This is a genomic window from Streptomyces sp. NPDC055749 (assembly GCF_053617235.1).
This window is the reverse complement of the sequence record NZ_JBSHFH010000058.1, coordinates 1-26,193: the sequence shown is the minus strand read 5'-3', so window position 1 is coordinate 26,193 and position 26,193 is coordinate 1. Positions and strand designations below refer to the sequence as shown.

22 protein-coding genes are annotated in these 26,193 nt (G+C 71.0%); 9 read left to right on the top strand and 13 right to left on the bottom strand.

Translation table 11 applies throughout. The features are described 5' to 3' along the window. Window positions 1-18 precede the first annotated feature (18 nt). Complete coding sequence (locus ACWGO0_RS31285; protein WP_453542618.1) at window positions 19-2,097, top strand: hypothetical protein; 2,079 nt, start codon at window positions 19-21, stop codon at window positions 2,095-2,097. Window positions 2,098-2,293: 196 nt separating this feature from the next. On the opposite strand, the gene ACWGO0_RS31280 is transcribed toward ACWGO0_RS31285, so the two are convergent. The 7 genes from ACWGO0_RS31280 to ACWGO0_RS31250 form a co-directional block, all read right to left on the bottom strand. Further along, window positions 2,294-3,304, bottom strand: a complete 1,011-nt coding sequence (locus ACWGO0_RS31280) for an LLM class F420-dependent oxidoreductase (RefSeq protein WP_453542615.1) — start codon at window positions 3,302-3,304, stop codon at window positions 2,294-2,296. A gap of 113 nt (window positions 3,305-3,417) precedes the next feature. After that, window positions 3,418-4,287 (bottom strand): hypothetical protein, encoded by an 870-nt coding sequence (locus tag ACWGO0_RS31275; RefSeq protein ID WP_453542612.1) that lies wholly within the window; start codon window positions 4,285-4,287, stop codon window positions 3,418-3,420. Between the two features lie 177 nt (window positions 4,288-4,464). Further along, window positions 4,465-5,385: an N-acetylmuramoyl-L-alanine amidase gene (locus tag ACWGO0_RS31270; protein WP_453542609.1), complete on the bottom strand. Its 921-nt coding sequence runs from the start codon at window positions 5,383-5,385 to the stop codon at window positions 4,465-4,467. A 22-nt stretch (window positions 5,386-5,407) separates the two neighbouring features. Beyond that, window positions 5,408-5,995, bottom strand: a complete 588-nt coding sequence (locus ACWGO0_RS31265; RefSeq protein ID WP_453542691.1) for a class I SAM-dependent methyltransferase — start codon at window positions 5,993-5,995, stop codon at window positions 5,408-5,410. Window positions 5,996-6,186: 191 nt separating this feature from the next. Beyond that, the gene (locus ACWGO0_RS31260) at window positions 6,187-7,503 is read right to left on the bottom strand and encodes a M20/M25/M40 family metallo-hydrolase (protein ID WP_453542606.1); all 1,317 of its coding nucleotides are present in this window, start codon (window positions 7,501-7,503) and stop codon (window positions 6,187-6,189) included. Next, window positions 7,500-8,888 (bottom strand): cytosine permease, encoded by a 1,389-nt coding sequence (locus tag ACWGO0_RS31255; protein ID WP_453542604.1) that lies wholly within the window; start codon window positions 8,886-8,888, stop codon window positions 7,500-7,502. Before ACWGO0_RS31255 ends, ACWGO0_RS31260 begins: the two co-directional genes overlap by 4 nt. Further along, window positions 8,888-9,841: a DUF1177 domain-containing protein gene (locus ACWGO0_RS31250; protein ID WP_453542601.1), complete on the bottom strand. Its 954-nt coding sequence runs from the start codon at window positions 9,839-9,841 to the stop codon at window positions 8,888-8,890. Before ACWGO0_RS31250 ends, ACWGO0_RS31255 begins: the two co-directional genes overlap by 1 nt. A gap of 165 nt (window positions 9,842-10,006) precedes the next feature. Here ACWGO0_RS31250 and ACWGO0_RS31245 point away from each other — a divergent pair, with 165 nt between their 5' ends. Both ACWGO0_RS31245 and pepE read left to right on the top strand, forming a co-directional pair. Beyond that, window positions 10,007-10,834: an IclR family transcriptional regulator gene (locus tag ACWGO0_RS31245; RefSeq protein ID WP_453542598.1), complete on the top strand. Its 828-nt coding sequence runs from the start codon at window positions 10,007-10,009 to the stop codon at window positions 10,832-10,834. Window positions 10,835-10,863: 29 nt separating this feature from the next. Then, window positions 10,864-11,592 (top strand): dipeptidase PepE, encoded by a 729-nt coding sequence (pepE, locus tag ACWGO0_RS31240; protein ID WP_453542595.1) that lies wholly within the window; start codon window positions 10,864-10,866, stop codon window positions 11,590-11,592. Here the strand turns inward: pepE and ACWGO0_RS31235 are convergent. Together ACWGO0_RS31235 and ACWGO0_RS31230 are read right to left on the bottom strand one after the other, a co-directional pair. Next, complete coding sequence (locus ACWGO0_RS31235; RefSeq protein ID WP_453542592.1) at window positions 11,555-13,111, bottom strand: MFS transporter; 1,557 nt, start codon at window positions 13,109-13,111, stop codon at window positions 11,555-11,557. The two genes, pepE and ACWGO0_RS31235, sit on opposite strands and share 38 nt — an antisense overlap. A 172-nt stretch (window positions 13,112-13,283) precedes the next feature. Further along, window positions 13,284-14,021 carry a VOC family protein gene (locus ACWGO0_RS31230; protein ID WP_453542589.1) on the bottom strand — a complete coding sequence of 246 codons (738 nt, stop codon included), beginning with the start codon at window positions 14,019-14,021 and terminating at the stop codon, window positions 13,284-13,286. 117 nt (window positions 14,022-14,138) lie between these two features. Between ACWGO0_RS31230 and ACWGO0_RS31225 the strand changes: the two genes are divergently transcribed. The 3 genes from ACWGO0_RS31225 to ACWGO0_RS31215 all read left to right on the top strand — a co-directional run bounded on the left by ACWGO0_RS31225 (window position 14,139) and on the right by ACWGO0_RS31215 (window position 19,296). Continuing rightward, complete coding sequence (locus ACWGO0_RS31225) at window positions 14,139-16,373, top strand: acyl-CoA dehydrogenase (protein WP_453542587.1); 2,235 nt, start codon at window positions 14,139-14,141, stop codon at window positions 16,371-16,373. Window positions 16,374-16,385: 12 nt separating this feature from the next. Further along, a complete protein-coding gene (locus tag ACWGO0_RS31220; RefSeq protein WP_453542584.1) occupies window positions 16,386-17,606 on the top strand; it encodes a lipid-transfer protein in 1,221 nt (406 codons plus the stop codon). A gap of 259 nt (window positions 17,607-17,865) precedes the next feature. Beyond that, window positions 17,866-19,296, top strand: coding sequence for an MFS transporter (locus ACWGO0_RS31215; RefSeq protein WP_453542581.1), 1,431 nt, complete (start codon window positions 17,866-17,868; stop codon window positions 19,294-19,296). An 11-nt stretch (window positions 19,297-19,307) separates the two neighbouring features. Here ACWGO0_RS31215 and ACWGO0_RS31210 read toward each other — a convergent pair whose 3' ends face one another. From ACWGO0_RS31210 to ACWGO0_RS31195, 4 genes are all read right to left on the bottom strand, one after another. Beyond that, window positions 19,308-19,940 (bottom strand): response regulator, encoded by a 633-nt coding sequence (locus tag ACWGO0_RS31210; RefSeq protein ID WP_453542688.1) that lies wholly within the window; start codon window positions 19,938-19,940, stop codon window positions 19,308-19,310. Window positions 19,941-20,020: 80 nt separating this feature from the next. Next, window positions 20,021-21,244, bottom strand: a complete 1,224-nt coding sequence (locus ACWGO0_RS31205) for a sensor histidine kinase (protein WP_453542578.1) — start codon at window positions 21,242-21,244, stop codon at window positions 20,021-20,023. Between the two features lie 12 nt (window positions 21,245-21,256). Continuing rightward, window positions 21,257-21,982: an ABC transporter permease gene (locus ACWGO0_RS31200; protein WP_453542576.1), complete on the bottom strand. Its 726-nt coding sequence runs from the start codon at window positions 21,980-21,982 to the stop codon at window positions 21,257-21,259. Beyond that, complete coding sequence (locus ACWGO0_RS31195) at window positions 21,982-22,893, bottom strand: ABC transporter ATP-binding protein (RefSeq protein WP_453542573.1); 912 nt, start codon at window positions 22,891-22,893, stop codon at window positions 21,982-21,984. Before ACWGO0_RS31195 ends, ACWGO0_RS31200 begins: the two co-directional genes overlap by 1 nt. A 300-nt stretch (window positions 22,894-23,193) precedes the next feature. On the opposite strand from ACWGO0_RS31195, the gene ACWGO0_RS31190 reads away from it, so the two are divergent. Genes ACWGO0_RS31190 through ACWGO0_RS31180 form a run of 3 tightly spaced genes read left to right on the top strand, consistent with a single transcriptional unit; the run spans window position 23,194 to window position 26,146 of the window. Continuing rightward, the gene (locus ACWGO0_RS31190; protein WP_453542570.1) at window positions 23,194-24,054 is read left to right on the top strand and encodes a MaoC/PaaZ C-terminal domain-containing protein; all 861 of its coding nucleotides are present in this window, start codon (window positions 23,194-23,196) and stop codon (window positions 24,052-24,054) included. Between the two features lie 25 nt (window positions 24,055-24,079). Next, window positions 24,080-25,156, top strand: coding sequence for a Zn-dependent alcohol dehydrogenase (locus ACWGO0_RS31185; RefSeq protein WP_453542567.1), 1,077 nt, complete (start codon window positions 24,080-24,082; stop codon window positions 25,154-25,156). A 42-nt stretch (window positions 25,157-25,198) separates the two neighbouring features. Beyond that, window positions 25,199-26,146: a 3-oxoacyl-ACP reductase gene (locus tag ACWGO0_RS31180; RefSeq protein WP_453542564.1), complete on the top strand. Its 948-nt coding sequence runs from the start codon at window positions 25,199-25,201 to the stop codon at window positions 26,144-26,146. Window positions 26,147-26,193: the final 47 nt, after the last annotated feature.

Genomic DNA, 26,193 nt, shown 5'->3' with positions numbered 1-26,193 from the left:
AAAGCCCAGGAGCAGCACGTGAACAGCCCCGACACCACCCCGGCCGGCCACCGCGTGGAGCGCCGACGCCCGGATCTCCCCGTGCTCACGGCATGGTGGCGGGGGCTCGGCGACGACGGGTTCCTCGTGCTTCCACCGCCGGGCCGGGGCCGCTACACGCAGTCCGACGGCCACGAGGACGCGGCCGAACTCCTTGCGCAGCGGGGACTTCCCGGCCCGGTCTCCTTCGCGTACTGGCACTGGCAGTCCCACGAGCGGGCCTTCGACCGCTCCGGCACCCTGACGGGCGAGCTGCTGCTGCACTGGGGCGGCGACCACGCGGTCGTCGCCGCCGGACTCGGCGAGGCACCGGCCGGTTTCCGCATCGTCGACGGCGGACCGCAGGGCGCCTTCGGGCTCGACCGGATCACACACCGGGACGACAAGGGCCTGCCCGACCCCACGGACCGAGACGGCGTACGCCAGTTCCTCGACGCGCTCGACGAACCGGTGGACCGCACCACCCCCTCCCTCCGCTACCGGCCGCTGTCCCCCGTCGAAGCGGCCTGGCTCCACGAGCGGCTGCGCGCGGCTCCGGACCTCTCCGCCGCGACCCGGTTCGCCATCTCGCTGGAGCGGCGGGACGAACTCACGCCCGACGAGACGGTACGGCTGCTGCGCGCATGGCGGGAGGAGTACGAGGGGCGCCCCGAGAAGTGGGTCGCCTGGCGGGAGCTGCTCCACGCGCTGCTGCGCCACGGCCGGGAGGAGGCGTGGGAGATCGTCGCCGTCCTGGGCTCCCCGGCGGCCGGTGTCCTGCCCCGGGTGCCGTCCGAGCGGGGCCTGGCCGTCGCGCGGGAGGCCGCGCTCGGCGGCGACCGCGGCACGGTTCACGCCTGGCTGGCGCTGCACCGGTCGCTCCGCGAGCCCGACGCGGTCCGCGCCGCGATCGCCCTCGCGGCGGAACTGGCCGCGCACGACGTGCCGGAGACCTCCCTGCGGGGGCTGTGCGGCGCGCTGACCGAGGTCGTCACGACCGACTGGCGCCGGGAGACAGGGGCGAACTACCGAACCGGCCGGTCCTTCGCCGCCCTCTCGGCGGTCCGCTTCGCCACCGACGAACGGCTGCCACGCGCCCTGCGCGTACTCGCAGCGGAGGCGGCCCGCGACCGCGTGGACCTCCTGCGGCAGGAGGCGCTCCTGCCCGGTCAGACCGCTCTCGCCGGCATCCCCAACCCTGACGTGCTGGCCGCCGTGGACCGCTACGAGGCCGCCCGGGACGAGCTCCTTTCCGGCACCGGCCCCGACCTCACCGCCTACGAGGGATCGCTGGGCGACGTGTGGCACCGGTACCGGACACTCACCGACGCCGACGTGCGCTGGCTGCGGGAGCGGGTGGCCGACCCGGCGACCGGTCTGCAGGGACTCGGCTTCTGCCTCGAACTCCTCCACTCCCATGGCGCCGCGGGCGAGGCCGAGGTCGAAGCGCTGCTGCCGCGCCGGCTGAAGGACCTCTCCAAGAAGTACCGGACCACGTACACCGAATGGCGTCACCCGCTCGTCACCCTGACCTGTCTCGCCCTCGACCTGGACCATCCGGCCGCGGGAAAGCTGGTCTCCTGGTGGAACGGGGCCCGCCCGGTCTGGAAGAACGAGCTGCGCCTCCTCACCCACCTCGGCGCCCCCGACGAGGCCAAGGCGGCCGAGCTGTGGGACTCCGTCACCTCCGGCGCCCACGACGTCGGCCAGCTGATGACCTGGGTCCTGGTCCGGGCCCGCCTCGACGGGGAGCACCCGCTGCTCGTCGCCGACCGGCTGCTCGGCACCCCGGGCATCCGCGCGTACGTTCTGCACCGGGTACTGATCGGCGTGGCCGACCCCGGACAGCCGCTGTGGCACTACGACATCGGCTCCCGAAGCCGGAGCTGGTGGCAGCGCGCCCTGGAGGTCGCCGAGCACCCCGGTCTTTCGGCCGAGGCCCGGGCGATCGGTCTGCGGACCGCCCGCGAGCACTTCCTGATCCGTTACCCGGACCAGCTGAAGCCTGTGCCGACCGAGGCCGAACACGCGGCGGCGCTCGCCTGGATCGAAAGGCACGATCCGAACGAGCGGCCCTAGGGCCTGTCGTTTGGATCAGGCCGGGCTCGCGGGGTCTGGCACGCGCATCTGCGGCGTTGTCGTCAGTCACCAACTTCCCCGAGCTCTCGGCTTCGCTCGAGCAGGGGAGGCCCCATCGCGTTGCCTCCCTCCTCCGCCTTGCAGCTGCACGCACCAGACCCCGCTCCCTGATCCGGCCTGATCCAAACGACAGGCCCTAGGTGTTGAGCTCCGCCAGCACCCGCAGCGTACGGGGGTCCGGTGCCGTGACCAGCAGATCGGTCACCGGTCCCTTGCGCCACAACTCCAGCCGCTCCGCGATCCGTTCACGTGGTCCCACGAGCGAGATCTCGTCGGCGAAGGCGTCCGGTACCGCGAGCACCGCCTCCTCCTTGCGGCCCTCCAGGAACAGCCGCTGGATGTGCCGGGCCTCGTCCTCGTACCCCATCCGACCCATCAGGTCCGCGTGGAAGTTCCGGGCCGCGTGGCCCATGCCCCCGATGTAGAACCCCAGCATCGCCTTCACCGGCAGCAGTCCCTCGGCCACGTCCTCGCAGACGTGCGCCCGCGCCATCGGCGCGACCATGAACCCCTCGGGGAGGTCCGCGGCCGTCACCCCGTACACATCGGGGCGCATCGGCGACCAGTACAGCGGCAGCCAGCCGTCCGCGATCCTGGTCGTCTGCGCGACGTTCTTCGGGCCCTCGGCGCCCAGCAGTACGGGGAGCCCGGCGCGCAGCGGATGGGTGATCGGCTTCAGCGGCTTGCCCAGGCCGGTGCCGTCCGGTCCGTTGTACGGATGGGAGTGGAAGCGGCCCGCGAGCTCGACGGGTCCCTCCCTGGCGAGGACCTGCCGGATGACCTCGACGTACTCCCGGGTCGCGGTGAGCGGGCTCTTCGGGAAGGGCCGCCCGTACCACCCCTCCACCACCTGGGGGCCGGAAAGACCGAGCCCCAGCATCATCCGGCCGCCCGAGAGATGGTCCAGGGTCAGCGCGTGCATCGCCGTCGCCGTCGGCGTACGGGCCGCCATCTGCGCGATGGCGGTGCCCAGCCGGATACGGGAGGTGTGGGCCGCGATCCAGGTCAGCGGCGTGAAGGCGTCCGAACCCCACGCCTCCGCCGTCCACACCGAGTCGTAACCGAGCTCCTCGGCGCTGCGGGCCAGCGGGAGATGGTCCGGACTGGGGCCGCGGCCCCAGTATCCGAGAGCGAGTCCGAGCCGCATTCCGTTCCCTCCAGCCCTATGTGACGCCGCGTCAGATCACTGACGTGGGAGGGACTGTACGACAGCGGCCCCCCGCCCGGAAGGGCGAGGGGCCGCTACGCGTTCGGCAGTTGTCAGCCGCGCTGGATGCCCGTGGTGTCCTGGAGGACCCCACGACGGCCGTCCTGCGTCTGGGCGATGAGGCCCGGACCGCGCTGCTCGACCGCGAGATACCAGGTACCCGGCGCCAGTTCGGCGATCGGGTTCGGCGAACCGTCCTCGCCGTACAGCGGACGGGCCACCGGCACCGCGAACCAGAACGGCGTGAAGTCACCGGCCGGCGCTCCACCGTCCTGCGGTGCCTGCTGTGCCTGCTGTGCGTGCGGTGCCTGCTGCGCCTGCATGGCGTGCGCCTGGGCCGGGTCGGCCTGACCCGGCTGCTGCTGCGCACCGTACGGCTGGGGCTGACCGGGCTGCGCACCGTAGGGCTGCTGCTGGGCGCCGGGGTAGCCGTAGCCCTGGCCGGGCTGCTGCTGCGCACCGTACGGCGCCTGCACCTGCGCCGCCGGACGCGGGGCGCCCATCAGCGGGGCCTTGAGGGCCGGGACCATCGGGGTGGCGATCGCACCGGCCGCCAGCACGATGGTCGAGAGAAGGCCGAGGATCATGCCGGCGCCCGCGTCGTTGGCGTCGATGATCGTCCAGAACGCCGTCCACAGCGAGAAGACGGTGAACGCGACACCGAACTGACCGAGGTCAAGACCCACGACCTTGCGGCCCGGCATGGAACGGCCCACGATCACCAGAGCCGCGCCGATGACGCCGGCCAGGAAGATGCTCATCAGAAGCGAGAGCGAGTCCCAGGCGTTCGGGCTTTCGAAGCTGGAGCAGTTGACGCCTTCGGGGCAGTCGAAGCCGGAGAGGTCGAGGAAAGAGGCGATGAACAGCACGACCGCTGCTCCGATCACCACGCCGTCGCCTCGAGTGAGGGAGCGGATATTCACGTGAAGGTCCTTAGTCGGTCGTCTCGTCGGGGCGGTCGTCGATGCCGCCTGTACGGCGGGTACGTCGTGAAGCTCGGGGGCGGCTCCCCATCGTACGGATGAATCTATCCTCTGCCCGGTCGGGTTGTGCCCCGCCCCGGACCCTTGGGCCGCCATCCCCCCAATATCCCCGCAGAACTACCCGTCGAGATAGCTGCTGATGCCTTCGGCAATCCCAACTGCCGCTTTCTGGCGCCACTCCGCGCTCGTGAGCAGGGCCGCGTCCTTCGGATCGCGCATATTGCCGCATTCGACGAAGACCTTCGGCACGGTCGAAAGATTCAGTCCGCCGAGATCGTTACGGGTGTCCAGGCCGGTCTTGCCGCCGATGTAATTGGAAGGTGCGCTTCCGGTGGCGCGTACGAAGAGACCGGCGATACGGGTGCCCAGTTCGCGGGAGGGCCCGACGATTTTCGCGGTGTCCGCCGCACCGCCGCGCACCTGGGCGGGGAGGATCACATGGAATCCGCGGTTGCCGGCCGCCGAGCCGTCCGCGTGGACGGAGACGACCGCGTCGGCACCGGCCTCGTTGCCGATGCGGGCCCGTTCGTCGACGCACGGGCCGAAGGGGCGGTCGTTGTCGTGCGTCATCACGACCTTCGCGCCCTGCGCCTCCAGCAGCGTGCGCATGCGGTGCGACACGTCGAGGGTGAACTGCGCTTCCGTGTAACCGGCGTTGGTCGCGGTGCCGGTGGTGTCGCACTCCTTGCGCCCGGTGCCGATGTCCACCGAGCGGTTGATCTCCCGGGTGTGCTCGCGGTTGCGCGGGTTGTGGCCGGGGTCGATCACCACGGTCTTCCCGGTGAGCGGCCCCTTCGGCAGGGGCTTCGCGGACTTCGAAGCGGACTTCGAAGGCGTGGCGGATGTGGGGGAGGGCGCCGGGGTCGTGGACCCAGAGGGCCCGGCGCTGCTGCCGGGGCGCGGTTGCGTCTGTGTGGCGATTCCGCTGTCGCCGCCGCCTCCGCACCCGGCGACGGTCAGGGAGAGGGTGGCCAGCGCGGCGGCGGTGAGCAGGGGCCGGCCGCGGCGGGTGGGGGGAACGCTGTCGTCGTACGGCACGCGGCGAGCCTATCCGGGCGGCTCAGACGCCCGTCCCCGTACGCCGCAGAACGCGCAGCGAGTCAGTGACCGCGACCTCGGTGAACGCACCGGAGGCCAGGGCCCGCTGATGGACGCGGTACGGGGCCTGCCCGCCGTCCGCCGGGTCGGGGAACACGTCGTGGATCACCAGGAGGCCGCCGTCGGCGACATGCGGGGCCCAGCCCTCGTAGTCGCCGTTCGCGTGCTCGTCGGTGTGGCCGCCGTCGATGAAGACGAAGCCGAGCTTCCCGCCCCAGACCGCCGCGACCTGCGGGGACCTGCCGACGAGTGCCACCACGTGCTCCTCCAGGCCGGCCTTGCGCAGGGTGCGGCGGAAGGTGGGGAGCGTGTCCATCAGGCCGACCTCGGGGTCCACGACGGTCGGGTCGTGGTACTCCCAGCCGGGCTGCTGCTCCTCGCTGCCCCGGTGGTGGTCGACGGTGAGCGCGGTGACCCCCGCCGACCGTGCGGCGTCGGCGAGCAGGATGGTGGAGCGCCCGCAGTAGGTGCCCACCTCCAGGAGGGGGAGCCCGAGCGTGGCGGCGTCGGCCGCCGCCGCGTACAGGGCGAGCCCTTCGCGTACCGGCATGAAGCCCTTGGCGGCCTCGAAGGCGGCAAGAATCTCCGGCTTGGGCTCGGCGGCCACGGCGTTCCTCCTGGTGGGTCGGTCGATCGACGGCGCCCCATCGTGCCGCACGCCCCCGCCGTGAAATACGGCGGGGGCGTGCGTGGGGTGAGCCCGGGTCGGGCTGGTCCCCTGGCAGAGCTGCGATATGAGGGTCAGCAGCTCTGCCAGAGCCGGGTCATGACGCGGACGCCGAAGCGCAGGCCCTCCAGCGGGACGCGTTCGTCCACGCCGTGGAACAGGCGGCCGTAGTCCAGGTCGTGCGGGAGCTTGAGGCCCTTGAAGCCGAAGCAGCGGATGCCGAGGTGCGTGAACGCCTTGGCGTCGGTGCCGCCGGGGTTGCAGTACGGCACCGGGTGGCCGTCCGGGTCCTCGGCGCGTACCGCTTCGCACATGGCGTCGACCAGCGGGCCGTCGAACGTCGTCTCCATCGCGATGTCGTGGTTGACCCACTCGCGGCTGACGGAGGGGAGGAGGAGCCGGTCGATGGTGTCGATCAGCTCCTGCTCGTGGCCGGGGAGGAAGCGGCCGTCGACGCGTGCCGTGGCCTTGCCCGGGATGACGTTGGTCTGGTAGCCGGCGTCGAACATGGTCGGGTTCGCCGAGTTGCGGAGCACCACCTGCATGAAGTCCGCGACCGGGCCCAGCCTGGCGAGGCTGCCCTCGATGTCGTTCTCGTCGAACTCGACGCCGTAGAGGCGGGCCGCCTCCTCCAGCAGGGCGCGGACCGGCTCGATCAGGCGGACCGGGAAGGTCTCGCGGCCGATGCGGGTGAGGGATTCCGCGAGGTCGGTGACCGCGTTCTCGTCGTTGGGGGACGAGCCGTGACCGGCCCGGCCGGTCGCGGTGAGCTCCATCCACGCCATGCCGCGCTGGGCGTTCTCGATCGGGTAGAGGCGCCGGGTGTCGTCGATGGCGAAGGAGAAACCGCCGCCCTCGCCGATCGCCTCCGTGACCCCCGCGAACAGTTCCGGGCGGTGCTCGACCAGCCAGTGGGCGCCGAACTTGCCGCCCGCCTCCTCGTCGGCGAGGAAGGCGAGGACCACGTCCCGCGACGGCTTGGTGCCGGTGCGGGCGAAGTGGCGGGCGGTGGCCAGCATGACGGCCACCGTGTCCTTCATGTCGATCGCGCCGCGGCCCCACAGATAGCCGTCGCGGATCTCGCCGGAGAACGGCGGCACCTGCCACTCGGAGGCCTCGGCGGGTACGACGTCGAGGTGGCCGTGGACCAGGAGCGCGCCCCGGCCGGGGTCGCTGCCCGCGATACGGGCGATGACGTTGGCGCGGCCGGGGGCGGACTCGATCAGTTCGGACTCGATGCCCGCCTCGGCGAGGCGGCCCACGACCCAGTCGGCGGCGGCCCGCTCGTTGCTCGTCGGGTTGGAGGTGTCGAAGCGGATCAGCTCGGCGCAGAGGGAGACGACCTCGCTCTGGGCCTCGTCGGATGCGGGGACACGCGCGGGGGCGGTCATGCCGCACCTACCGGGGTCTTCGCGCGGGCGGCGGGGACGGCACTGTCCTCGTCGTCCAGGGTGGAGGTGCCGTACGGCTTGATCCAGCCCAGCAGGCCGAGCGCGCAGTACAGCAGGAACGCGGTGGCCAGCGAGTTGAGGGCCGGGATGCCGCCGTCGTAGAACTTGCCGACACAGAACGCCGTGATCCAGATGACCAGGGACATCGGCACCCAGGTCGGCGAGGTCTTCGGCAGGGTCTCGGCCTCGCGGGTGTCGTCCAGCGGCTTTCGCATCCGCTTCACGACCCAGTACTCGGCGACGATGATGCCGCCGATCGGCGGGATGGCCACACCCAGCAGGGAGAGGAACTCCGTGAAGTGGGTCATGATGCCGATCGCCGAGAGGACGGTGCCGGCGATGCCGAGGGCGATGGTGACCGCACCGCGGTGCAGCCGCTTGCCGAAGACGACCTGGAAGAAGTTGACGACGCCGAGCGAGGAGCCGTACAGGTTCCAGTCGTTGATCTTGGCGGTGGACATGAGGACCACGATCACACCGAAGGCACCGGAGGTGGAGAGCACGATGTGCGACACCTCGTTGGACTTCACCAGATGGCCCAGGAGCACACCGACCATGCCGACGATGTACTCGGAGAGGATCATCGACGAGGCGCTCTGCACGAAGACGTGCGAGCCCTTCTTGTTGTAGCGGGTCATCTCCGGGGAGACGATGGCGCCGGTCATGTAGCCGCCCGCGATGGCGGTGGCGGCGATCGCCAGCGGGATCGTCTCACCGGGCGGCGGCGAGCTGATCAGGTCGCTGATCGAGTGGTCGTTGAGCGTGGTGATGATCGACCAGGCGACCATCGCGAAGAACAGCGGGGTGACGATCTTGGCGAACAGGGCCATGTACTTGAAGCCGAAGATCACCAGGGCCGTGATGGCGAGGCCCGCCAGGACGCACCACATCCACGACGGTCCGCCGACGAGCGCCGAGACGCTGTTGCCGAAGATCGTGTTCTGCACGCCGAACCAGCCGACCAGGCTGACCGCGATGACGAAGCTGACCAGCGCCGAACCGTTGCGGCCGAAGCCGACCCAGCGGGTCAGCAGCGGGGTCGCAAGACCCTCGCGCATACCGGCCAGGCCGATCGCGAAGATCACGATCTCCAGGATCACCGCGCCGAGCGTGAAGGCGAGGAACGCGTCCCCGAAGGTCATGCCGACACCGATCGTGGCGCCGAGCGTGAACTGGGATATCGATCCGGACTGGGCCAGCCACTGGAGCAGCATGGACCAGAAGCCGAAGCGCTTGTCGCGCGGGACGCGGGAGAGCGCGTAGTCGTCGCTCCCGATGTTCTTGGTCTCGGTGGCGCGCACCTGAGCCTGCGAGGTGTCGGTCATCAGGACTCCTTGGGTGTGCGGCCGAAGGTCTGCAGGTGGGTCAGCGGCCCGTAGCGGCTGACGAGGTTGTCGAACTCCACGGCGTCGTGGAAGTCCAGCTGTCCGCCGCCGAAGGCCTTGGCGACCTCCACGGCGTACCGGGACGCGGATGCGATGTCCGCCTCGTGGCTCGCGCCCGTCTGGCAGCCGGGAACCGCGGCGGCCGAGGTGATCGCGAGCCCGACGACCGGAGCGGCGGTCGCGGTGGCGGGCTGAAGAATCGAATTGATGTGATGTGCACCGTTACCGTACGGCGTGATGTCCTGCGTGGTCACCGGGTATGTGACCAACGGCTCACCCGTGACGACGGCCAGCAGCTCACCGAGCTGCTCGCTGACCTTGAGCACCCAGCCCTCCTTGACGGTGGGCGACAGGGCCAGGCCCTTGTGGTTGATGATCCGGTTGCCCTTGGTGGTGTCGATGGAGAGCACGGCCTCCATCTCGCCGGTCACCTCGTGCCGGTTCATCGTGGCGATGTCCACGGGGGAACCCATGAACGGCACCGGGTCGTGCGGCTCCGTCGGCGCGTTCGGGCAGATGTGGGTGGCGACGACCACGTCGCCGGGCAGGACGTCGCCGCGGCGGCGCATGTCGAGCAGCTTCGCCGCCGTGGCGATGGCCGAGACCGCGCCGTCCGCGTCGGAGACCAGGCCGGTCACCTCGGGCCGGGCGCCGATGCCGCCGAGCCGGCCGACGACGCCGAGCGTCCGGGCGCTGCCGCCCGCCGTGCGGCCCCGGCTGCCCGGGATGCGCACGAGCACGAAGTCGGTCGAGCCCTGCTCACCTACGACCGTCGTGACCTGCGCGGACGAGCCCTCGGCCCCAGCTGCGGCGTCGAGGTACCCGACGACCGTCTTGCCATTGACCTGGGGATCGTCCAACAGCTCGACGATGTCCAGTACGTACTTCAACATGGGGGCCTTTCTCGCTCATCCAGGTCGTGCTCATCCAGGCGCGTTGTCCGGCGTCCGGCGGGGGAGAGCGTGGGACGGGGTGCTGAGAGCAGATTCGGGATCGGATAGCGTTGAGCGCAACTGTTTCCCGTTATTTGCAATTCAGGTCTGAATGGTGAGATGACGATGACGGACTACGAACTGGACCGGCGCACCCCCGCCGGTGCCCTGCAAACCGTCGACCGGGCGCTCCTCGTGCTGCTCGCGTTCGAGCGGACCCGGCCCGACTGGGGCGTCACTGAGGTCGCCGACGAGTTCGGCTGGGACACCTCCGTCGCCCAGCGCCTGCTGGCCACCCTCGCGGGCCGCGGCTTCCTGGTCTCCGACCCGGTCACCCGCCGCTACCGCATCGGCCCCGCCGTGCTGCGGCTCGGCAGGCTCTGGGAGCGCTCCGGATCACTGGAGCTGCTGGCCGGACCTGTCCTGGACGAACTGCGCCGGGTCACCGGCGACACCGTGCTGTTCTGTCTGCCGGACAGCATGCACATGCGGTGCGTCGCCGCAGAGGAGGGCGAGACCGGGCCGCTGCGCTACTACCCGCTGGTCGGCGAGCTCTACCCGGCGCACGCCGGGGCCACCAGCAAGTCGTACTACGCCTACCTGCCCGACGAGCAGCGCCACCGGCTGTTCCGGGGCCGCCCCATGGCCCGCTTCACCGAACGGACGGTCACCGATCCGGACGTACTGGAGCAGGAGTTCCTCCAGATCCGCGCCCAGGGGTACGCCTGGACGGTCGGTGAGTACGACGCGGGGATCGCGACCGTCGCCGTCCCGGTGTTCCTGGGGCGTGAGCCGTACGGGAGTCTGAGCCTCGGCGGTGGCAAGGACCGGTTCCGGGAGGCACCCGATGACCGGCTCGAAGCCCTGCGGCACGCCGCCCACCTGCTGGAACAGCGACTGACCCACCCGCCGCAACGGCCCAAGTCCCGGGCCGGCCGCCCCCGTACCACCTGACTCGCACACGCACTCTTCCGAGGAACCCCGTGAATCTGCTTCTGCTCTCCAACTCCACCCAGTACGGCCGCGGTTATCTGGAACACGCCATGGACACCGTCAGCGGCTTCCTGCCCGCCAACGCCCGACTGGCCTTCGTCCCCTACGCGCTCGCCGACTACACCACGTACACCGCACGCGTCCGCGAAGCGCTCGAACCCTCCGGGATCACCGTCCGCGGCGTCCACGAGAACGCCGACCCGGCCGCGGAACTCGCCGCGTCCGACGCCGTGTTCATCGGCGGCGGCAACTCATTCCGGCTGCTCAGCGCCCTCTACCGCACCGGTCTCCTGGACGCCGTACGCGAGGCGGTGCGCGGCGGTCTGCCCTACATGGGCGCCAGCGCCGGTACGAACATGGCGGCCCCCACGCTGCGCACCTCCAACGACATGCCGATCGTGCAGCCGCCGTCCTTCGCGACGCTGGGTCTGGTCCCGTTCCAGATCAACCCGCACTACCTCGACCCGGACCCGGCCAGCACCCACAAGGGCGAGACCCGCGAGGAGCGGCTCACCGAGTTCCTGGAGGAGAACGACGTACCCGTGCTGGGGCTGCGCGAGGGCTCCTGGCTCCGCGTCAACGGCCGCCAGGCCAGGGTTCAGGGGGCCAGTCCCGCCCGGCTGTTCACCCGCGGCGCGCAGCCGCAGGAACTCCCCGCGGGATCGGACGTCTCCCGGCTGCTCACGACGGCCCCGAGGTTCGACGCCCCGGTGCGCTGAGCGTCCTGGGGCCTGATCCGGCGGAGGCCGGTTCCGAAGAGGAGGCTGCTGCGAGCGCGTCGTCCGCGCTGCTCGCCAGCAGCACCGGCCGCACCGGCCGCTGCGAGGGCAGGCACGCGGCCAGCACCAGACCGATCAGCACCGCACCCGTGGCGATGACGAACGAGATCCGGAACCCCTCCATGCTGGGCACCTGGACAGGACCCATGGCCACCGAGGTGTTCGCCAGCACCATGCCGATCACCGCACTCGACACCGAGGTGCCGATCGACCGCATCAGCGTGTTGAGTCCGTTGGCCGCGCCCGTCTCGGACGGATCGACGGCCCCGATGATCAGGGCGGGCAGCGAGGAGTACGCGAGACCGATCCCGGCCCCGAGCACCACCGCGATGACCACGGTCTGCCAGGCCGCACTCATCAGGCCGAGCCCGGCCCCGTACCCGATCGCGATGATCAGCATGCCGAGCATCAGCGTCGCCTTCGGCCCGCGACGGGCCGAGATGCGGGCGTACACCGGGGCGACGAACATCATCGTCAGACCCAGCGGCGCCACGCACAGCCCCGCCGTCACCATCGACTGACCCAGCCCGTACCCGGTCGAGGCCGGCAGTTGGAGCAGTTGCGGCAGGACCAGCGAGACCGCGTAGAAGGCGACGCCCACCATGATCGAGGCGAGGTTGGTGAGCAGCACCTCGCGGCGGACCGTGGTGCGCAGATCGACCAGCGGCGCGGAGGTACGCAGCTCGAACAGGCCCCACAGCAGGAGGATCAGCAGGGCCGCGCCGATCAGCCCGAGGGTCGTGCCGGAGGTCCAGCCCCAGTCGCTGCCCTTCGTGATGGGCAGGAGCAGACAGACGAGACCGAGCGAGAGCCCGAGTGCGCCGATGGTGTCGAAGCTCCCGGGGGCGCGCAGCGGAGGCTCGGGGACGACGAGGACCGTGAGCACCATGGCGACCACGCCGAGCCCGGCCGATCCGAGGAAGAGGGCGTGCCAGTCGGTGTGCTGCGCGACCAGTGCGGCGGCGGGCAGGGCCAGTCCGCCGCCCACCCCGATCGACGAGCTCATCAGGGCCATCGCGGACCCGAGCCGCTCGCGAGGCAGCTCGTCGCGCATGATGCCGATGCCGAGCGGAATGGCGCCCATGGCGAAGCCCTGAAGGGCGCGACCGACGATCATCACGACGAGGTCGTCGGTGAAGGCGCAGACCAGCGAGCCGACGACCATGACGGCGAGGCTGGCGAGCAGCATCCGCCGCTTGCCGTAGAGGTCGCCGAGCCGGCCCATGATGGGCGTGGACACGGCCCCCGCCAGCAGGGTCGCCGTCATCACCCAGGTGGCGTTCGACGGGGTGGTGCCGAGGAGTACGGGCAGGTCCTTGATGACGGGGACGAGCAGGGTCTGCATCACCGCGACGGTGATACCCGCGAAGGCGAGGACGGGGACGACGCCGCGGCCTGCCCGCCCCTTCCGCGGATCGGGGAGTTCCCCGGCGAGCTGTTCGTTCGTCGTCCTTGGCATACGTGCGGCCTCCGGGCAGCGCTCACCACCCGGGCTCCCCCCGAAGTGTGTGCATACGGAACGCTTCCGTACCCCCGTGGTATTCCGGTGAACGTGCCCTGTCCGACTCAAGGCGCTGACGTCACGCGGTCTGCGCCGCTGACCCGAAGCCGGCCGGAGCCGTTGCTCAGGGTCAGCGAGGGGTCAGGAGGCAGAACTCGTTGCCCTCCGGGTCGGCCAGAATCGTCCAGGAGATGGCGGACTGGTCGATACCGGGGTCGGTGGCGCCCAGGGCGCGCAGTCGGGCGGCCTCTGCGGCCAGGTCGTCACCGGGGTAGGGGCAGACGTCGAGGTGGACGCGGTTCCACACGCTCTTGGTGTCGGGGGTGCGGAGGAATTCCAGGTAGGGGCCGACGCCTTCGGCGGAGCGCATGGTCGCGTGGTCGTCGGTGACCTCGTGCAGCGTCCAGTCCATCGCCTCGCCCCAGAACCGGGCCATCTCTCGCGGGTCGGCGCAGTCGACCACCACCGCGGCGATCGGCCCGGTGTCCCGGTAGACCGGGCGGGGCTCCAGGACGCAGAACTCGTTGCCCTCCGGGTCGGCCATGACCGTCCAGGGGACTTCGCCCTGACCCACGTCGGCGAGCGTCGCGCCGAGATCCTTCAGGCGTGCGACCAGCTCCGCCTGATGGGCGGTCGAGGTGGTGGCCAGATCAATGTGAACCCGGTTCTTGACCGTTTTGGGTTCCGGGCGGGCGATGATGTCGATGCAGACGGCCACGGGGTCGGGGTAGGCGAACCCCACGGGTTCGAGGTTGGTCACGCCGGGGCCCTCGCTGTCGACACCCCAGCCGAGTGCCTCCGCCCAGAACCGGCCGAGCAGGGAGTCGTCCTGGGCCTTCATGTTGATCTGCACAAGTCGCGTTGCCATGCCGCAGATCCTAGAAGCTGCCGTCGGCCCGAAACGACCGCTCTTCTGACCTTCCGTCAGAATGGAACGTGTTCTACTCTTGCGCCGTTCCAGTGGCTGCGACCGGCGAGGAACCGCATGGGTATCGGCATCACCGAAGAGCATCGCGCCTTGGCGCGGGCCGTACGCGGCGGGCTGGCCCGCGCCGTCCCGCCGCAGGAGATACGCGCACTCCTGGACGCGGACCCTCGATCGGACGCGGACCCTCCACCCGCGTGCCGCACCCGGCCCGCCCACTGGGACGCGCTCGCCGGACAGGGCCTTCTCGGCATCCATCTGCCCGAGGACTACGGGGGAGGGGGCGGCGGTCTCCTCGACCTGGCCGTGGTCCTCGAAGAGGCGGCCCACGCCTCGCTCCCCGGCCCGTACGCGGCATCCGTCCTGGCCTCGGCGGTCCTGCACCGGGCGGACGCCTCGGGCCAGGGGGGCGCCGCGGGCCTCGTCAAGGCCCTCGCGACCGGCGACCGTATCGGAGCGGCGGCACTCGGCGCGGGCACCCTCACCGCCGTGGAGAGCGAGGGCGGTCACATCCTCGACGGCGCAGCCCCGCCCGTACTCGGCGGCGCCGACGCCGACCTGCTGCTGCTCGCCGCGACCTCGGCCACCGGCACCCTGTGGTTCGCCGTCGACGCCGATACGGAAGGGCTGACCGTACGCCCGCACGGCAGCGTCGACCCGACACGCCCCACCGCCGAGGTGCACGCCAGAGGCGTCCGCGTCCCCGCCCACCGGACCGTCGCCACCGACACCTCGGCCGTCCGCGACCTCGCCGCCGTCCTGCTGGCCGCCGACGCCTGCGGAACCGCCGCACGGTCCCTGCACACCGCATCCGAGTATGCGAAGGTCCGCGAACAGTTCGGCCGCCCCATCGGGCGGTTCCAGGCCGTCAAGCACCTCTGCGCCGACATGCTCGTCCGGCTCGAACAGGCCCGCGCCCTCACCTGGGACGCCGCGAGGGCCGCCGACGAGACTCCCGACGTGACTTCCGACGTGACTTCCGAAGTACGGGGGATGACGGCGGCCCTCGCCGCCGCCACCGCGCTCGACGCCGCGTACACCTGCGCGAAGGACTGCATCCAGATCCTCGGCGGCATCGGTTTCACCTGGGAACACGACGCCCACCTCCAGCTGCGCCGGGCCGTGGTGGCACGCCAACTGCTCGGCGCCGGTGACGCCCACCGGCTGCGCGCTGTCCGCCTCGCCGGGAGCGGCGCCCGCCGCGAACTCACCCTCGAACTCCCCGCCGAGGCGGCCGGCCACCGCGCCGACGCCCGGCAGGCCGTCGCCGCGGCCCGCGGCCTCGACCCCCGCGCAGCCCGGCGCGCCCTGGCCCCGGCCGGCTACGCCGCCCCGCACCTGCCCGCCCCGTACGGCCTCGGAGCGGGCCCGGTCCAGCAGCTCGCCGTACAGCAGGAGCTGAAGGCGCAGGGCATCAAGGTGAGCGACCTCGGGATCGGCACCTGGGTGGTGCCCTCCCTTCTCGCGTACGGGACCGACGAGCAGCAGAAGCGCTTTCTGATGCCCACCCTGCGGGGCGAACTCCTCTGGTGCCAGCTCTTCTCCGAGCCGGGCGCCGGCTCCGACCTCGCCTCACTCCGTACGAAGGCCGTACGCACCGAAGACGGCTGGCGCGTCACCGGCCAGAAGGTCTGGACGAGCGCCGCCCAGTGGGCCGACTACGGCATCCTGCTCGCCAGAACCGACCCGGACGCCCCCAAGCACCGGGGCCTGACCTACTTCCTGGTCGACATGAAGAGCGCCCGGGGAATCGACATCCGGCCGCTCAAGGAGATCACCGGCGACTCGCTCTTCAACGAGGTGTACTTCGACGACGTCCTGCTGCCCGCCGACGCGGTCGTCGGCGAGGTCGACGACGGCTGGCGGGTCGCCCGCAACACCCTGGGCAACGAACGCGTCCACATGGCCGACCAGATGACGTTCGACACCGGACTCGAAGCGCTGATCGACCGCTGCGCCGACCTCGACGGAGCGGCCAGGACCCGCGTCGGCGCACTCGCCGCCGAGGCCCACGCCCTGGCCTGCATCGGGCTGCGGACCACGCTCCAGCAGGTCTCGGGCCTGGAACCGGGCGCCGGAGCCTCCGTACGCAAGCTCGTGCAGACCGCCCACCAGCAGAAGGTCGCCGAACTCACCCTGGAACTCCTGGGACCCGAGGGCGCGACCACCGAGGGCGCCGCCGAACGGGCCGTGCACGGCTTCCTGATGTCGCGCTGCCTGACCATCGCGGGCGGCACCACACAGGTCCAGCTCAATGTCGTCGCCGAGCGCATCCTCGGCCTCCCCCGTGACTGAAGGAACGCAACCATGAAGGCGTACATCGTCGGCGTCGGAATGACGAAGTTCGAGAAGCCCGAGACCCGCGACTGGCAGTACTGGGACATGGCCAAGGAGGCCGGCACCAAGGCCCTGGACGACGCGGGCATCAGCTACGAACAGGTCGAGCAGGTCCCCGTCGGCTACTGCTTCCAGCCCTCCACGGCGGGACAGCGCGCCGTCTACGAACTCGGCCTGACCGGGGTGCCCGTCTACAACGTCAACAACAACTGCGCCACCGGCTCCACCGCGCTCATGATGGCCCGCCAGTTCGTCGAGGGCGGCAGCAGCGACTGCGTACTCGCCCTCGGCTTCGAGAAGATGACGCGCGGCTCGCTCGGCGGCGGAGGAGCCGACGGGGGCGCGGCGGCCCGCGGCGGAGCCGCTAATGTCGGGGGCAAGACGTCACCCGTCGCCCGGCACTACGGAATCATGGCCGCCGCCCACGGCTTCGAGATGTCCCCGCCCACCGCCCAGATCTTCGGCAACGCGGCACGCGAACACATGGAGCGTTACGGGACGACGGAGGCCCAGCTCGCGGCGGTCGGAGCCAAGAACCACCGTCACTCGGCGAACAACCCCTACGCCCAGTTCCAGACCCCGTACACCGTCGCCGAGATCCTCGCCGCCAGGACCGTCCACCACCCCCTGACCAAACTCCAGTGCTCACCCACATCGGACGGCTCGGCCGCCGCCGTCGTCGTATCGGAACGCTTCGTCGAGCGGCACGGACTCCGGCACAAGGCCGTGGAGATCGTCGCCCAGGCCATGACCACCGACACCGGCGACTCGTTCGCCTCCGGCACCTGCATCGACGCCGTCGGAGCGCCCATGTCACGGGCCGCGGCCCAGCAGGTCTACGCGGCCTCCGGGCTCTCGGCCGAGGACCTCGACGTCATCGAACTGCACGACTGCTTCTCCATCAACGAACTCCTCACCTACGAGGCGCTGGGCCTGTGCGGGGAGGGCGAGTCCGGCAAGCTCGTCGAATCCGGGGCCACGACCTACGGAGGCCGCTGGGTCGTCAACCCCTCCGGCGGCCTGATCTCCAAGGGTCACCCCCTGGGCGCCACGGGCATCGCCCAGGCCGCCGAACTGACCTGGCAGCTCCGGGGCGAGGCGGGCGCCCGCCAGGTACCCGGCGCGCGCACCGGGCTCGCCCACAACATCGGACTGGGCGGCGCGGCGGTCGTGACGGTCCTACGTCGCTAGGGCCTGTCCGGCGGATCATGGCCGGGGTCACGGCGTCTGGCACGGCACCTCGCCGCGTTGCCGAAACGCCCGCATAGCTCCTTCCCCAAGCTCTCAACTTCGTTCGAGCAGGGGAGACCCCACCTGAGGACGCTCCGGCGCCTTGCGATGCACCGCACCAGACGCCGCGCCCTATCCGGCCCTGATCCGCCGGACAGGCCCTAGCCCTACGCACACTCCGGCCTCAAACCGATGTACGGACCACCGGCCGCCTGGGACCATGACAGCCATGGCTGACGTCTCGACACCCACGCGCATACCCGCCCGGCGAACGACCAGCACGTGGGCCGTGGTGCTCGCAGCCTGCACCGGCCAGTTCCTCGTCGTCCTCGACATGTCGGTCGTCAACGTCGCCCTGCCGTCCATGCGCACCGACCTGGCGCTGAGCGCCGCCGCGCTCCAATGGGTCATCAACGCCTACGCGATCGCGTTCGCCGGATTCCTGCTCCTCGGCGGACGGGCGGGCGACATCTACGGCCGCAAGCGGATGTTCCTCATAGGGCTCGGCGTGTTCACCGCCGCATCGCTGGCGGGCGGACTCGCCCAGGAGGGCTGGCAGTTGCTCGCCGCCCGCGCGGCACAGGGCCTCGGCGCCGCCGTCCTGTCCCCGGCCACCCTCACCATCCTCACCGCCGCCGTCCCCGACGGCCCCGCCAGGACCAGGGCCATCGGCACCTGGATGGCGGTCGGCGCAGGCGGCGGCGCGGCCGGCGGGCTGATCGGCGGGGCGCTCACCGAAGCACTCTCCTGGCGCTGGGTGCTGCTGATCAACGTGCCCATCGGCGCCCTCGTCCTCATCGGCGCCACGCTCAAGCTCGCCGAGGGCCGGGCTGGAGTCCGGCGGCGCGTCGACCTGCCCGGCGCCGTCCTCGTCACGGCCGGGCTCGCCATGGTCGCGTACGGCATCGCGCAGACCGAGGCGGAGGGCTGGACCGCCGCCGCCACTCTCGTACCCCTGCTGTCCGGGCTCGCGCTGCTCGCCGTGTTCGTGCTGGTCGAGGCCCGGACGGCTGTCCCGCTCATGCCTCTGCGGGTGTTCGGCGTACGAGCGGTGTCGTCGGCGAACGTGGCCATGTTCATGATGGGGTCCGCGACGCTCTGCATGTGGTACTTCGTGACGATCTACGCGCAGAACGTGCTCGGATACAGCCCGCTCCAGGCCGGACTCGCTCTGATGCCCACGTCCGCCGCCGTCATCATCGGCTCCAAACTCGCCCCCCGTCTCATGGTGCGCATGGGTGCGAAGAGCCTGGCCGTGGTCGGGGTTCTGATCACCGCCGCGGGCTTCGGCTGGCAGTCGACGATGAGCGTCGACGGCTCGTACCTCACCGCGATCTGCCTCCCCGGCCTGCTGATGATGGGCGGCGCGGGCCTCGCATCCACCCCACTGGCCACCCTCGCCACATCGGGCGCGGAGGCGGAGGACGCAGGACTCGTATCGGGACTGGTCAACACCTCACGCACGATGGGCGGCGCGCTCGGCCTCGCCGTACTGTCCACGGTCGCCGCCGCCCGCACCGGCGGCTCCACGGCGACGGCCGAGATCACCGCCGGCTACGCCCTGGCCTTCCGGTCCGCCTGCGCGGTGCTGCTCGTCGGCGTGGTGCTCATGCTGCTGTGGCTGCCGAACCACCGCCCCACGAAGCGCTGAGTCACGCGTCTCTACAACCAGCCCTGCTGCCGCGCCGCCCGCACCGCCTCCATGCGGTTGCGGGTGCTCGTCTTGCCGATGGCGGACGACAGGTAGTTACGGACCGTCGACTCGGACAGCCGCAGCTTCACCGCGATGTCCGCCACCGTCGCCCCGTCCACAGACGCGTTCAGCGCATCGCGCTCTCGCGCCGTGAGCGGACTGGGCCCCGCCCCGAGGGCCGCCGCGGCGAGCGCCGGATCGATCACGGTCTCGCCGCGCAGCACCTTCCGGATCGCCTCGGCAAGCTCCTCGACGGGCCCGTCCTTGACCAGAAACCCGGCGGCACCGGCCTCCATGGCACGACGCAGATATCCGGGACGCCCAAAGGTCGTGAGGATCAGCACCCGGCAGTCGGGCACCTCGTCCCGCAACAACGCGGCGGCGTCCAGCCCGCTCATCCCCGGCATCTCGATGTCCAGCAGGGCCACATCGGGCCGCGCCAGCAGAGCCGCCCCCACGACCTCGTCCCCGGCCCCCACCTGCGCGACGACCTCGATGTCCTCTTCCAGCCCCAGGAGCAGGGCGAGGGCGCCACGCATCATGCCCTGGTCCTCGGCGAGGAGCACTCGTACACAGCGTGCCGGACGGTGATCCTGCGGCATCTCGTTCACCGGAACAGGTTATGTCCGGAGCCCGATGATCTGTCGGCCGCACCGTCGCAGAGGCCCACCGGGTCGCCAGGTCACACCACACTCTCCGCGGACTCCACCGGCTCCGGCACCGGCAGTTCGGCGGTCACCCGGAATCCGCCGCGTTCCACCGGACCCGCTTCCAGTGAACCGCCCGCTGCCGCGAGGCGTTCGGTGAGGCCCGTGAGGCCGGTGCCGGTGCGACCCGGCGGGCTTCCCTCCGATGGCATGCCGGGCCCGTCGTCGGTGATCTTCAGGCGGACGCGTTCGGCGGAGCCCTCCACCTCGATCTCGCAGCGGGAAGCGGCGCTGTGCCGTACCGCGTTGGTGACCGATTCCCGTACCACCCAGCCGAGCAGCGCCTCGCTCTGCGCCGGGAGTGGTGGCCCCGACTGGCGTACGACGGGGTCTATCCCGGCGGCGGAGAGTGCCGAGCGGGCCCGGTCCAGTTCGGTGGCCAGGCTGCCTTCGCGGTAGCCGGTGACGGCCTCGCGGATCTCGGTGAGGGCCTGGCGGCCGACCGACTCGATGTCGGAGATCTGCTCCAGCGCCGAGCCCATGTCGCGCGGTGCGAGCCGGCGGGCGGCCTCGGACTTCACGACGATCACCGACAGGGTGTGGCCCAGCAGATCGTGCAGATCGCGGGAGAAGCGCAGCCGCTCCTGCTCCACCGCCGAGCGCGCCAACTCCTCGCGGGTTTCCCGGAGTTCCTTGACGGTCTCCGAGAGCGCGAGGATCGCGGCCGTCACCATCGCGGAGATGAACGTGCCGTACGCGATGTTGATGGCGCCCCAGCCGTCCCGGAATCCCGCGATCAGTCCGGCCAGCGCGCTCAGGCCCAGGACGACCGGGCCGAGGTGCCTGCCCCGCACGACCGAGCCGGTGGCGAGGCCGAGAAGCATGAAGAAGAGCAGCCAGCTGCCGCCGTACGCGAGGGCGAGGGTGCAGGTGACCACGCCCATCGCGACCAGGGCCCAGCGGGTGCTCGGAGCCTCCCGTGCCCGTTTGTCGAAGGCCCGGAACACCACATAGATGTAGAGGGAGTTGAAGGCGACGATTCCGACAATGCCCACCCAGGGGTTGGGTGTCTTTCCCTGGACGAGGTTGGAGAAGGAGCCCATCCCCATCAGCAGCCACGGCAGCAGCGAGAGGCCGTTGGGCGGCCCCATGTGCTCGGGGCTCCTCCCGGTCCGCTTCTCCGCCTTCCGGCACGCCTTGGCCCTCTTCGCCCGGAAGTCGGCCTGACACGCGGCGTACTGCTCGCTCAACACCCGCATCGTCACTCCTGTTTACGCGGTCCGGCCGGCCCTGCGGTACGAGACGACAGCGTACGAGCCGAAGATCAGGAGCCAGCCGGTCAGGACGGCGATCGTGGCCGGGCCCGGAGCCGATCCGTCGGTCACCGCCCAGCCGAGCTCGGCGAAGCGGTTGGCGGGGGTGTACGCGGCGACGGATGCCAGCCACCCGGGGAACAGCTCAAGGGGGAACCAGAGTCCGCCGACGACCGAGAGTCCCATCAGGCCGACCGTGTTCGCCACGCCCATGGTCTGGGGGCTCAGCCGGTAACCGTTGCCGAGCCCGAGCAGGGTGAAGGGGAGCGCCCCGGCCCACAGCACGAGGGTGAGCGCCGCCCACTGCCAGGCCTCCAGCCGTACGCCGTTGATCAGCGCGCCCGCGGCGAGCACCGCGACGATCCCGGGCAGTACGGTCACCGAGCCGCTGACTGCACGGCCCGTCACCACCCGTGAGGGGGCGAGCGGGGTGACGCGCAACTGGCGAAGCCAGCCGATCGACCGGTCAGTGGAGACCCCGACGCCCGCGCTCATGGCGGCGCCGAGCGCACCGTACGCCGCCATGCCGACCATGGCGGTGACCCGCCACGGCGCGGAGTCCTCGCCGCCGGTCCCGATGTTGGTGAAGAGCAGATACATCACCACCGGCATGCCGATGCCGAAGACCACGAACATCGTGTCGCGGAGGGTGCGGCGCATTTCGAGCTTGATGTACTCCAGCATCAGACCGTCTCGCTTTCGTGTGCGGTGAGGGAGAGGAAGGCGTCCTCCAGGCTCGCGGGGGACACCTCCAGGCGGCGGAACGCGCCGCGCGCGACCAGGGCCGTGACCGTGGCGTCCGAGTCGTCGCTCCGGAGCCGCGCACGGTCCCCGCGGATCTCGACGGACGTGACGCCGGGCAGCCGGGCGAGCCCCTCCGTACCCCGCCCGTCGAGGTCGAAGGCGACCAGGCTGCCGCCGACCGACTGCTTGATGTGCTCACCGCTGCCGTCCGCGACGATCCGGCCCTCGTCGAGCACGACGATGCGGTCGGCGTTCTCGTCGGCCTCCGTCAGGTAGTGCGTGGAGAAGAGCACGGTGTTGCCCCGTCCGGCGTACGAGCGCATCGACGCCCAGAACGCCCGCCGGGCCTCCACGTCGAGCGCGGCGGTCGGCTCGTCGAGGACCAGCAGTTCGGGGTTGCCCGCCAGCGCCACTGCGAAGCGCACACGCTGCGTCTGGCCGCCGGAGAGCTTGTCGACGCGTCGCCCGGCGAACTCGGTGAGTCCGGCCAGCGCCAGCGCCTCGGTGACCGGCATCGGCCGCGGATACGTCGACGCGACGAACGCGATCAGCTCGCGCACGGTGACCCGGGGCACCCCGGAGCCGTCCTGGAGCATCGCCCCGACCTGGCCGGCCCGCACCGCCCGCGCGGGGGTGTCCCCGAAGAGCCGCACCTGTCCGGCGTCGGGCTCGTTCAGGCCGAGGAGGAGGCCGATGGTGGAGGACTTGCCCGCGCCGTTCCGGCCGAGCAGGGCGACGGTCTCGCCTCGCCGTACGGCGAGGTCGATGCCGTCCACGGCCCGTACGGCGCCGTAGTGCTTGACCGCCCCGTCGAAGCTCACCGCGGGTGCGAAGTCCGGTGTCTGCGTCATGCCTTCGACGGTACGGAGCGGGCGGGCACCCCCGGCAGATGCGGATGTACGGACTCGGCGGTGACAAATGTACTGGCCCCCCGCACTCGTATCTGACGTGGTGTCAGCGGTATTCACAAGTGCTGGGGCTTGCGTTATACATAAGGCCATCGGCCCTAGAACACGTTCTAGAAGAAGACCGGGCCGGTCCGCGCACGACCTCGGTGCGGCCGACGGTGCGGACGGCCGTGCCGGGGTCTCTCCGTCAGCAGGGCGCCCGCATGACGTCCGCATGATTAACCATCAAGGAGCAGCATTCCCATGCCCATTGATGCCGTGAAGGCGGTCGCCGCCGAACCGAGGACCGCCGAGATCCGCTGGGACCACAAGGACATCCAGCTCTACCACCTCGGCCTCGGCGCCGGCACCCCCGCCACCGACCCCGGCGAGCTGCGCTACACCCTGGAGTCCCGGCTCCACGTGCTGCCCACCTTCGCCACCGTCGCGGGCTCGGGGAAGGGCGTCACCGGTGTCGTCTCGCTGCCGGGCATCGACATCGAGCTCGCCGCTCTCCTGCACGGCGCCCAGTCCGTACGGGTGCACCGGCCGATCCCGGTACAGGGATGCGCCGTACAGACCTCGAAGGTCGCCGCGGTGTACGACAAGGGCAAGGCGGCCGTCATCGTGCTGCGTACCGACGCGGCCGACGACGACGGCCCCCTGTGGACCAACGAGTCCCAGATCTTCGTACGCGGCGAAGGCGGCTTCGGCGGCGAACGCGGCCCCTCCACGAAGTTCGTCCATACGGCCGTGGCCCCCAACTACACGGTGGAGCGGCATGTCCGCGAGGACCAGGCACTGCTGTACCGGCTCTCCGGGGACTGGAACCCGCTCCACGCCGACCCCGACTTCGCCGCGCTGGCCGGTTTCGACCGGCCGATCCTGCACGGGCTGTGCACCTACGGCATGACGCTCAAGGCCGTCGCCGACACCGTGCTCGGCGGAGACGTCTCCAGGATCCGCGCGTACAGCACCCGCTTCGCCGGAGTCGCGTTCCCCGGAGAGACCCTGCGCATCCAGATCTGGGGGAGTGGCGAGGGCGGGTCGGTCGGGTTGACGGTGAGCGCCGTCGAACGGGACGGCGCCACGGTCCTCGACAGCACGCGAGTCGAATTTTCCTGAACAACTCCATGAGGGGAGCCGCACCATGCGCGCAGCCGTACTGCACGAGATAGGCCAGGACAAGCTGGAAGTCCTCGACGACGTCGAGGCGGTGGGCTTCGGCCCGGGGAAGGTCAAGCTCCGCATCCGGGCCACCGGCCTCTGCCACTCCGACGTCTCCGCGATGAGCGGGGTGCTGCCGCAGCCCGCCCCCTTCATCCCCGGGCACGAGGGCGCGGGCGAGATCATCGACATCGGCGACGGCGTGACCGGGCTCGCCCAGGGGGACCGCGTCCTGGTCTGCTGGCTGCCCGCCTGCGGCACCTGTCCTTCGTGCAAGCGCGGACAGACCCACCTCTGCCTGGCCGGCTTCATGAACGCGGGCACCCCCAACTTCAAGCGCCCCGGAGGTGACGTCTTCGGCTTCGCGGGGACCGGCACCTTCACCGAGGAGGTCGTCGTCGGCGCGGGCTGCGCCGTGCCGATTCCCGACGACGTGCCCTACGACATCGCCGCGCTCATCGGCTGCGGTGTCACCACAGGGCTCGGGGCCGCCATCAACACCGCGCAGGTCGAGGCCGGTTCGTCGGTCGCCGTGATCGGCTGCGGAGGCGTCGGCATCTCCACTATCCAGGGAGCGCGGGTCCAGGGCGCCGCCCAGATCGTCGCCGTCGACCCGGTCGCCTCGCGACGCGAGGCCGCGCTGCGGTTCGGTGCGACCGAGGCGGTGTCACCGGACGAACTCGCCGACGCGAAACAGCGGATCACCGGCGGCGAGGGCTTCGACTACGTCTTCGAGGTCGTCGGAAAGTCGGTGACGGCCCGCACGGCGTACGACAACACCCGGCGCGGAGGCACGCTCTGCGTCGTCGGCGCGGGCGCGATGGACGACAACTTCCAGGTCAACATGTTCGAGCTGTTCTTCGACGAGAAGCGGATCCTGCCCTCCATGTACGGGGGAGGGGATGTGCTCCGGTCCTACGAGCGGGCCATCGCGCTGTGGCGGGCGGGCCGCATCGACCTCGAATCGATGATCACCCACCGGGTACGGCTCGAAGGCATCAACGACGCCCTGGACCAGATGAGGACCGGCGAGTCGCTGCGTACCTGCATCGAGCTCTGAAACATCCCCACGGACCTACCGAGAAGGACGCTGAGGACTGCGATGTCACATCCCCTTCCGCTGGAGGGCCTGGCCGCGATCGTCACCGGTGCGGGCCGCGGCCTAGGACGCGCCGAGGCCCTGGAACTGGCCCGGCTCGGCGCGGCCGTCGTCGTCAACGACTACGGGCAGCCGGGCCGCGACGGCTCCGGCGAGGCCTCGGCCGCCCCCGCCGACGAGGTCGCCGCGGAGATCCGGGCCGCGGGCGGCCGGGCGGTCGCGCACCTCGGCGACGTCTCCGACCACGAGCAGGCCCGCGCGCTCGTCGAACTGGCCGTGACCACCTACGGAAAGCTCGACATCCTCGTCAACAACGCGGGCATCCTGCGCGACCGGATGGTCTTCTCGATGACCGAGGACGAATGGGACTCCGTCATCAGAGTCCACCTCAAGGGTCACTTCAACACCACCCACTTCGCCGCGTCCCACTGGCGTGCCCGCTCCAAGGAGGCCGGGGGGCCCGTCTACGGGCGGATCGTCAACACCTCGTCCGAGGCGTTCCTCGCGGGCTCGGCGGGCCAGCCGAACTACGCGGCGGCCAAGGGCGGCATCGTCGGCCTCACCACCTCCACCGCCCAGGCCTTGGCCAGGTACGGGGTCACGGCCAACGCCATCTGTCCTCGTGCCCGCACCCGGATGACCGAGGACGTCTTCGCAGGCTTCCAGGAGCCCGCCGACGGCAGCCTCGACGCACTGGCGCCCGAGCATGTGTCGCCGCTCGTCGGCTACTTGGCGTCCCCGGCGGCGGCCGGGGTCAACGGGCAGCTGCTCGTCGTCCACGGCGGCATGGTCGCGATCGTCGAACGGCCCAGGGTGGCGGTCAAGTTCGACTCGGCGAAGGAGACGTTCACCTTCGCCGAGCTGGACGGGCTGATCACCCCGTACTACGAGGACCGGCCGCCGAAGGAGACCTTCGCGGCGGTGGAAGTCCTCGGCCTGAAACGGGAGTAGTCAGGAACGGAACGAGGGGAGGGCCGCCACAGCCGAACGGCTGTGGC

Bases quoted from the DNA above. Each gene is read 5' to 3' on its own strand.
- ACWGO0_RS31250 (WP_453542601.1), bottom strand. From the start codon at position 9,841: ATGTTGAAGTACGTACTGGACATCGTCGAGCTGTTGGACGATCCCCAG.
- ACWGO0_RS31265 (WP_453542691.1), bottom strand. From the start codon at position 5,995: ATGCCGGTACGCGAAGGGCTCGCCCTGTACGCGGCGGCGGCCGACGCC.
- ACWGO0_RS31200 (WP_453542576.1), bottom strand. From the start codon at position 21,982: ATGCTGGAGTACATCAAGCTCGAAATGCGCCGCACCCTCCGCGACACG.
- ACWGO0_RS31280 (WP_453542615.1), bottom strand. From the start codon at position 3,304: ATGCGGCTCGGACTCGCTCTCGGATACTGGGGCCGCGGCCCCAGTCCG.
- ACWGO0_RS31245 (WP_453542598.1), top strand. From the start codon at position 10,007: ATGACGGACTACGAACTGGACCGGCGCACCCCCGCCGGTGCCCTGCAA.
- ACWGO0_RS31230 (WP_453542589.1), bottom strand. From the start codon at position 14,021: ATGGCAACGCGACTTGTGCAGATCAACATGAAGGCCCAGGACGACTCC.
- ACWGO0_RS31205 (WP_453542578.1), bottom strand. From the start codon at position 21,244: ATGCGGGTGTTGAGCGAGCAGTACGCCGCGTGTCAGGCCGACTTCCGG.
- ACWGO0_RS31190 (WP_453542570.1), top strand. From the start codon at position 23,194: ATGCCCATTGATGCCGTGAAGGCGGTCGCCGCCGAACCGAGGACCGCC.
- ACWGO0_RS31185 (WP_453542567.1), top strand. From the start codon at position 24,080: ATGCGCGCAGCCGTACTGCACGAGATAGGCCAGGACAAGCTGGAAGTC.
- ACWGO0_RS31235 (WP_453542592.1), bottom strand. From the start codon at position 13,111: ATGCCAAGGACGACGAACGAACAGCTCGCCGGGGAACTCCCCGATCCG.
- ACWGO0_RS31220 (WP_453542584.1), top strand. From the start codon at position 16,386: ATGAAGGCGTACATCGTCGGCGTCGGAATGACGAAGTTCGAGAAGCCC.
- ACWGO0_RS31225 (WP_453542587.1), top strand. From the start codon at position 14,139: ATGGGTATCGGCATCACCGAAGAGCATCGCGCCTTGGCGCGGGCCGTA.
- ACWGO0_RS31260 (WP_453542606.1), bottom strand. From the start codon at position 7,503: ATGACCGCCCCCGCGCGTGTCCCCGCATCCGACGAGGCCCAGAGCGAG.
- ACWGO0_RS31180 (WP_453542564.1), top strand. From the start codon at position 25,199: ATGTCACATCCCCTTCCGCTGGAGGGCCTGGCCGCGATCGTCACCGGT.
- ACWGO0_RS31215 (WP_453542581.1), top strand. From the start codon at position 17,866: ATGACAGCCATGGCTGACGTCTCGACACCCACGCGCATACCCGCCCGG.
- ACWGO0_RS31210 (WP_453542688.1), bottom strand. From the start codon at position 19,940: ATGCCGCAGGATCACCGTCCGGCACGCTGTGTACGAGTGCTCCTCGCC.
- ACWGO0_RS31255 (WP_453542604.1), bottom strand. From the start codon at position 8,888: ATGACCGACACCTCGCAGGCTCAGGTGCGCGCCACCGAGACCAAGAAC.
- ACWGO0_RS31195 (WP_453542573.1), bottom strand. From the start codon at position 22,893: ATGACGCAGACACCGGACTTCGCACCCGCGGTGAGCTTCGACGGGGCG.